Source organism: Kribbella sp. NPDC055071 (assembly GCF_053608045.1).
Genome location: NZ_JBSGUS010000012.1, coordinates 246,209 through 253,029, shown reverse-complemented (window position 1 = coordinate 253,029; position 6,821 = coordinate 246,209). Strand labels below are relative to the sequence as shown.

General features: G+C 68.8%; 10 protein-coding genes. 6 read left to right on the top strand and 4 right to left on the bottom strand.

Features of this window, described 5'->3' with window-relative positions:
• Window positions 1-247: 247 nt before the first annotated feature.
• Window positions 248-733, bottom strand: a complete 486-nt coding sequence (locus tag ACWF4Z_RS21755) for an HAD domain-containing protein (protein WP_452244918.1) — start codon at window positions 731-733, stop codon at window positions 248-250.
• Between the two features lie 56 nt (window positions 734-789).
• Here ACWF4Z_RS21755 and xseA point away from each other — a divergent pair, with 56 nt between their 5' ends.
• Complete coding sequence (gene xseA, locus ACWF4Z_RS21750; protein ID WP_452244917.1) at window positions 790-2,010, top strand: exodeoxyribonuclease VII large subunit; 1,221 nt, start codon at window positions 790-792, stop codon at window positions 2,008-2,010.
• A 17-nt stretch (window positions 2,011-2,027) separates the two neighbouring features.
• Window positions 2,028-2,219 carry an exodeoxyribonuclease VII small subunit gene (locus tag ACWF4Z_RS21745; protein WP_452244926.1) on the top strand — a complete coding sequence of 64 codons (192 nt, stop codon included), beginning with the start codon at window positions 2,028-2,030 and terminating at the stop codon, window positions 2,217-2,219.
• On the opposite strand, the gene ACWF4Z_RS21740 is transcribed toward ACWF4Z_RS21745, so the two are convergent.
• A complete protein-coding gene (locus ACWF4Z_RS21740) occupies window positions 2,216-2,839 on the bottom strand; it encodes a TetR/AcrR family transcriptional regulator (RefSeq protein ID WP_452244916.1) in 624 nt (207 codons plus the stop codon). The genes ACWF4Z_RS21745 and ACWF4Z_RS21740 overlap by 4 nt on opposite strands.
• A 38-nt stretch (window positions 2,840-2,877) precedes the next feature.
• On the opposite strand from ACWF4Z_RS21740, the gene ACWF4Z_RS21735 reads away from it, so the two are divergent.
• Window positions 2,878-3,468: a flavodoxin family protein gene (locus ACWF4Z_RS21735; protein WP_452244915.1), complete on the top strand. Its 591-nt coding sequence runs from the start codon at window positions 2,878-2,880 to the stop codon at window positions 3,466-3,468.
• A complete protein-coding gene (locus ACWF4Z_RS21730; protein ID WP_452244914.1) occupies window positions 3,468-3,788 on the top strand; it encodes a DMT family transporter in 321 nt (106 codons plus the stop codon). The genes ACWF4Z_RS21735 and ACWF4Z_RS21730 overlap by 1 nt, the downstream gene beginning before the upstream one ends.
• 15 nt (window positions 3,789-3,803) lie before the next feature.
• Here the strand turns inward: ACWF4Z_RS21730 and ACWF4Z_RS21725 are convergent, their stop codons facing one another.
• Entirely contained in the window at window positions 3,804-4,493 is a 690-nt protein-coding gene (locus ACWF4Z_RS21725) for a nucleotidyltransferase family protein (protein WP_452244913.1), read from the bottom strand.
• Window positions 4,494-4,649: 156 nt separating this feature from the next.
• Window positions 4,650-5,264, bottom strand: coding sequence for a DUF4245 domain-containing protein (locus ACWF4Z_RS21720; protein WP_452244912.1), 615 nt, complete (start codon window positions 5,262-5,264; stop codon window positions 4,650-4,652).
• 101 nt (window positions 5,265-5,365) lie between these two features.
• On the opposite strand from ACWF4Z_RS21720, the gene ACWF4Z_RS21715 reads away from it, so the two are divergent.
• Both ACWF4Z_RS21715 and ACWF4Z_RS21710 read left to right on the top strand, forming a co-directional pair.
• Entirely contained in the window at window positions 5,366-6,328 is a 963-nt protein-coding gene (locus ACWF4Z_RS21715; protein ID WP_452244911.1) for a carbohydrate kinase family protein, read from the top strand.
• Complete coding sequence (locus ACWF4Z_RS21710; RefSeq protein ID WP_452244910.1) at window positions 6,325-6,801, top strand: hypothetical protein; 477 nt, start codon at window positions 6,325-6,327, stop codon at window positions 6,799-6,801. Before ACWF4Z_RS21715 ends, ACWF4Z_RS21710 begins: the two co-directional genes overlap by 4 nt.
• The last annotated feature ends 20 nt before the right edge of the window (window positions 6,802-6,821 follow it).

Genomic DNA, 6,821 nt, shown 5'->3' with positions numbered 1-6,821 from the left:
CGGTGGTGTGGGTCAAGGGTCGAAGATCGCGCAGCGACGCCGAAGGCGCCCTTGACGCACACCACCGCGACCAGCACGATCACGCAGCCCGGAGACCGCGCCACCACAGTTGCCTCGCGCACACCCACACGAGCCGGCGAATCCACCCACCCGCGCCCCCGCCGCAGGCGGCAACAGGACCAGCCGCCCCGCAGGCAGCAACAGGACCAACCGCCGCGCAGCGGCGACCAATCAACCCACACATCCGTCACAAGAAGGCGGGTTTTCCGTCCGCCCAGGCGCGGATCGCCGCGAAGTCCCCCGCAGCCAGCCCGATCCGCGCATCCACCGGGTACACCAACTGATGCTCGCCATCGAAACGCTCCACCTCAGCGTCACCCACCTCGTCGTCGACCCAGACGAACGGACGGTTCCCCACCCAGTCGGCGACGTACGGCGTTTTCCACGAGCCTCGTCGTACCGGCGTCCGCGACGGCCAGAGGATCACGGGGAGGTCAGGCAATCCCAGGAGCGGCGCGAGGAGACGGTTGGCGCCATGCTCCCAGCTGGTCGCCCAGGCCAGGTCGAAGGTCTCCGCGAGTGCGTTGAGCTCGACTCCGTGCTGCTGATTGAGCAGGATGCGCCAGGTCTTGGAGCCCTCGGTGAGCTCGTGCCGCTCGTACCCGGGCGGGATCCCGTCGGCGCGATGCGGGTTCAACGGACCGTCGAAGTCGAGCAACAGCAGCGGGCGCATCACCCAAAGTTACGCCGATGCGAGGGATTGTCGGTACGGGGTCGTAGGGTCTGGGGGTGGCTTTGGAGACGTCGGCGGATGCGCCTGCGGCCGTTCGGACCATCGCGAACGGGATCGCCAGCTGGATCAACCAGCTCGGCGCCGTGTGGGTCGAAGGGCAGCTGACGGACGTCTCGATCGGACGCGGTACGACGACGGTCTTCGGGACACTGCGGGACACCGACGCCGATATCTCGTTGCGATTCACCTGTAATCGCAGGGTGTTCGAGGCGGTCGATCCGCCGGTGACCGACGGATCGCGCGTCGTGGTGAACGCCAAGCCGAACTTCTTCGCCCGCCGCGGCACCCTCGCCCTCGCGGTGAACGAGATCCGCCACGTCGGCATCGGTGAGCTGCTGGCCCGGATCGAGCGGCTCAAGCAACTGCTCGCGGCCGAGGGCCTGTTCGCGTCGTACCGGAAGAAGCAGCTGCCGTTCCTGCCGCACACGATCGGGCTGATCTGTGGACGCGATTCGGCGGCCGAGCGCGACGTCCTGGAGAACGCGAAGCGCCGATGGCCGGCCGTCGCGTTCCGGATCGAGTATGCGTCGGTGCAGGGACCGTCCGCGGCCGGTGAGGTGATGACGGCGCTGCGGAAGCTGGACGCGGACGACTCGGTCGAGGTGATCGTGATCGCGCGTGGCGGTGGTTCGCTGGAGGATCTGCTGCCGTTCTCGGACGAGGGACTGATCCGCGCGGTCTCACAGGCGAAGACGCCGATCGTGAGCGCGATCGGGCACGAGCCGGATTCCCCGCTGCTCGATCTGGTCGCGGACCTGCGCGCGTCCACCCCGACCGATGCGGCGAAGCGGATCGTGCCGGATGTGCGCGAGGAGCTGGACGGCGTCCGGCTGCTGCGCGAGCGTGGCCTGCGAGCGATCACGTCCTGGCTGGATCGAGAGCTGCATGGGCTGGCCGCGATCAGGAGCAGGCCGGTGCTCGCGGCGCCAGTGTCGGACCTGCAGCGGCGATCCGACGAGGTGGCCGCGCTGATCGAGCGGAGCCGGCGGACGCTGACCCACCGGCTGGACCGGGCCAGTGACGACATCTCGCACCGGTTGGCGAGCGTACGGGCGTTGTCCCCGAAGGCAACGTTGGAGCGCGGGTATTCGGTGCTGCAGTTGGCCGACGGAACCGCCGTACGGGAAGTGGCGCAGGTTGCGGCCGGTGACGTGCTGCAGGCGCGCGTCAGTGACGGCCGCTTTGAGGTCGAAGTCAAGCCCGAGGAGAACACGTGAGCGGCGACCGTCCGGAGATGTCCTACGAGCAGGCGCGCGAGGAGCTCGTCGAGGTGGTCCGCAAACTCGAGGCCGGCGGCACCTCGCTCGAGGAGTCACTCGCGCTGTGGGAGCGCGGCGAGGAGCTCGCCGCCACCTGCCAACGCTGGCTCGACGGCGCCCGTGAGCGCCTGGCCAAGGCTCAGGCCGCTCACGAGGAGAAGTCTTAGGTCAGCACACCGGTCGCCAGGGCGCGGAGACCTGGCTTCATCCGGGCGAGTGTGAAGCCCTCGGAGCGCAGCGCCTGGTGCAGATCCGCGGCCAGCGGCGCCAGGAGCAGGTGTGCCGTGTAGTCGGCGTCCAGCTCAGGGCGGGCCTCCTCGATGAGCATCACGAGGTGCCGGTGCCAGAGCCGGTAGGAGCCGATCCGGTACCGGGCGCCGTCGGATGCGTTCTCGCTGTCCAGGAAGAGCTCGACGTGGCGGTCGAGCAGGTCGAGGTAGGCGTCCAGGAATGCCACCACCCGATCGATTGCGGGAGCTCCAGGTCCCAGCGGCGGTGAGCCGGTCAGGATCTTCGCCTGCAGCTCCTGTTCCCGCTCGTCGAGAAGCGCGACCGCCAGACCCGCGCGGTCGCCGAAGCGCCGGAAGACCGTGCCCTTCCCGACCCCCGCCTCGGCCGCGATCGCGTCCAGCGACACGTTCTTCACGCCGTGCTCGGTGAACAGACGGTCGGCCGCCTCGAGCACGCGCAAGCGATTCCGCCGGGCGTCGGCCCGCTCGGGGCGCGGCTCACCCAGGACCGGCAACCCTCGTTGTGAACCGGACTGCGGTCCGGTACTGTCGCTCATAAGACGGACTGTAGTCCGCTAACGACTGTGGAGGAAGCATGAACACTCGGATCGCGATCGCGTTCCACTCCGGCGCCGGGCACACCGCGAAGCAGGCGGAAGCGGTCGCCGCCGGCGCCGCGTCCGTGCTGGGCACCGTGATCGACCTCGTGCCGCTCGACGAACTGACCGAGGACGTCTGGGCGCGCCTGGCCGCCGCGGACGGGATCGTCTTCGGGGCACCGACGTACATGGGAAGTCCCAGCGCTGTCTTCAAGGCGTTCGCGGAGGCGAGCGTCAGGGTCTGGGCGGCCGACTTGGGTTGGCGGGACAAGATCGCCGCCGGGTTCACGAACTCGAAGGCGATGTCCGGAGACAAGCTGAACAGCCTGGTCGACCTCGCCGTATTCGCGGCCCAGCACGGGATGATCTGGGTCGGCCTGGACATCTACCCCGGCTGGGCCGAGAGCACCGCAAGCATCGAGGACCTCAACCGGCTCGGCAGTTGGCTGGGCGCGATGGCGCAATCCGATGCCGACTTGTCGGCCGAGAAGGCGCCACCGGCGACGGATCTCCGTACGGCGTATGCACTCGGCGCGCGGGTCGCCACCATCACCAGCCGCCACCTCCGGGGAGCAGTGGCGGCGTAATGGCGTGGCTGGTGTTGCTAGCGGCAGCGGCGTTCGAGATCGCGTTCGCGATCAGCCTGAAGCCGAGTGAAGGGCTCAGCCGGTTGTGGCCGACGATCGGGGTGCTCGTGTTCGGCGCGATCTCGGTCGTGCTGCTGGCCAAGACGCTTGATCGGCTGCCGGTCGGTACGGCGTACGCGGTGTGGACCGGGCTGGGTTCGGTCGGCGTGGTGACGCTCGGGATCGTCTTGTTTCACGAGCCGATCACGCCGGCCCGACTGGCCTGCATCGCCCTCATCGTGGCCGGCGTCGTCGGCCTTCGACTGGTCGGCGCGGAATAGGCGCTGTAGGGGCGCTCAGTGCGGTGCGCGGCGGCGCGGGCGGGAGTGGCTCGGCAGCGGGACCGGGTGAGTGTCGACGGGCGGACCTTCGAAGGCGCCGGGGGTGAAATGACCCGGGGCTCCGGAGAAGCCGGCGACCAGGCGGCGGTAGTCGTCCCAGGTGTCGGCCCGGGGCGGAACGTTGCCGATGGCATCTACCTGGGTAATCGGGTAGCGGCCGTCGTCGATCAGCTCCCAGAGGTCGCCGTCGCTACGCAGTCCGCGCAGCTCGCCGAACAGCTCCCGCCCGAACCAGCAGGGATGACCGTGGCCGTCGTCGTACCGGCTGACTCCGATCGGGGTGGCCGGTCCGGCGACCTCGGCGACGAGCGACCAGACGGTGGCCGAGGTCACACCGGGCTGGTCGCCGAGGAGTACGACGATGCCGTCGGTCCGACGGTCCACCGCGTCCAAGGCCGGAACGATCGATGAGCTGCCGGTGTCCGCATGAGGTGATTCGACCACGCGGGCGCCGTCGAGATCGACGCGATCGTGGACCTGGTCCGATGCACTTCCGAGCGTGACGATCAGCTGATCGAAGCCGCAGTCGCGCGCGACGTCCAGGCTCGCACCGAGCAGAGTCTCGCCGTGATAGGCCAGCAACTGCCACGGCACGCCGAGGTGTGGCGAAGCGTCGGCGCCCAGCAAGAGGCCGGTGACGAACATCGGCGGATCAACTCCCCGCCCGGGACGGCAGGACCAACTCAGGGCTCCTCGCGCTTTTCCCCGAGCGTGTACAAAGCCGAGGTTCGATGGAACCCCGCGGCGGACAGTTGTGTCAACGACCGTCCGGAACGTGGTCAGGAAACCCCGGGAAAATGGTCAGCGCAACGTCGATGCAAACGCTTCAAGGGCGGGATATCCGGCGTTTCCGGTGACGATCGTGGTGACTCCGGAACCGGCCAGAACCAAGGCGTTCTCGCCCTTGCGGTCGAGCAGGATCTTGCGCTGCCAGACGACGTTTCCGACCGTCGCCGTACCGTCGTCGGAGGTGCGGCCGAGTTTGTCGGACTGGAATTGCGGGCGGGTCACATTCGACTGCTCGAGACCGACGTATTTCTTCTGGTCGGTAACAACGCCGAGGTGCCAGGTCATCGGCGCCTGCTCGGAGGCCAGGAATTCCACACTGGTCGCCTGCCAGCCGGACGGCATCGGCTCGGGGCCGCGGACCCAGGAGGCGGCTTTGCGGGCGTCCTCGAGCTGCGCGGTGTACTCGACCGCGCGGACCTTCTCCTCCTTCGGCCGCCAGGTGACGATCATCAGGAACGCGACCACGACGAAACAGGCCAGCAGCGCCCAGACCATGTTGGTCATCGTGCGCGCCTTGGCCCGGTCCTTGCGGTTCTGCTCGCGGTAGGCGATCGCCTCGGCCCGCGCTCGCGCCTTCTCCCGAGCCCCTTCTTCGGCCGCGGCTTCGTCCTGACTTGTCGTACCCATGCCACGAGTGTCCCATCTCGCTGAAAGGTCCGATCACCGCGTTGGCTACGATCCGTTGGCATGAAGACGCCACTTGCCGGGACCAAGTTTGAGCAGGCCCGATGACGGCACCCGTCCTCGTCGTCGGCGAGGCTCTGGTGGACATCGTCGGGCCGGCCCGTTCGGCGCCTAACGGCAATGGGCGCACCGGCAACGGACGCGGTGGCAACGCGACTCCGGGTGGGTCTCCTGCGAATGTCGCGGTCGGGCTGGCGCGCCTCGGCGTACCGACCGAGCTGGTGACGCGGATCGGGACCGACGCGTACGGCGACCAGCTCGGCGCTCACCTCTTCGGGAACGGGGTCCAGCTCGCGCCCGGCTCGGTGGATCCTGGATTCCGGACCAGTACGGCGACCGCGACACTCGACGCGCAGGGCGTTGCGACGTACGAGTTCGACATCACCTGGGAACCGCCCGCGCTCTCGCTGTCGCGGGGTTGCCCGGCGATCCACACCGGGTCGATCGCGACCGTGCTCGAGCCCGGCGCGGACGCGATCCGCGAGTTCCTCACCTCGGTGGTCGACCAGCCGGTCACCGTCACCCTCGACCCGAACGCACGACCGTCGATCACCCCGGACCCGGTCTCGACCTGGACCGCCGTACGGGCGTTGGCCGCACTGTCTGATCTGGTCAAGCTCAGCGACGAAGACTGTGAGTTCCTGCGGCCCGGGTCGTCGCCGGAGGACATCGCCGCGGAGTTGCTGACCGCCGACCGGACACAGTGCGTGGTGATCACCCGCGGCGGTCACGGCGCGATCGGGGTCAGCCGGGACACGCGGGTCGACGTACCGGCGCCGGTGATCGAGGTGGTCGACACGGTCGGCGCAGGCGACTCGTTCATGTCGGCTCTGATCGCCGGTCTGCACTCGCGCGACCTGCTGGGCGCGACCCGGTTGGCCGGATTGACGTTCGAGGATCTGCGCGATGTCGTCGACTACGCGGTGAAAGCCGCTGCGATCACCTGCACGCGGCACGGCGCCGACCCGCCGACTGCCACCGAACACGCGGCACAATGGGGTTCGTGACGGTGCCGGACGATTCCTGGAGCTCCCAACTGGAGTCCAGTGGACGCGTGGTCTTCCGGCCGCGGCGCCTGCGGCTGGTGGTGCGGCTGATCGGATTCGCGCTGCTGATGGCGCTGTCGGTGTGGACGAACGTCGATCACTTCCGCTCGGGCGAGGCGTCCGGACCGCTCGGCGTGTTCCGGCTGACCGCGCTGGCGGCGTTCGTGTACGGCACCGGACTGACGCTGTGGCAGCTGATCGCGAACAAGCCGGTCGTCACGATCGACGCCGACGGGATCACTCGCGGCCGGTCACTGCCGTGGTCCGGGATCACCAAGATCGACGATCCGAGTGGGGTGCCGGGGTTCCGCGCCGTACTGGTCCAACCGGTCGATCGCCGGACGCGCCCGATCAGCATCCCCCAGGACAACGTCGACAACCTCGACGACCTGACCCCCTGGCTCCGTTCCTTGCTGGACGAGCATCAGGCCTAGGTCGTGTCTGGCAGTCCCTC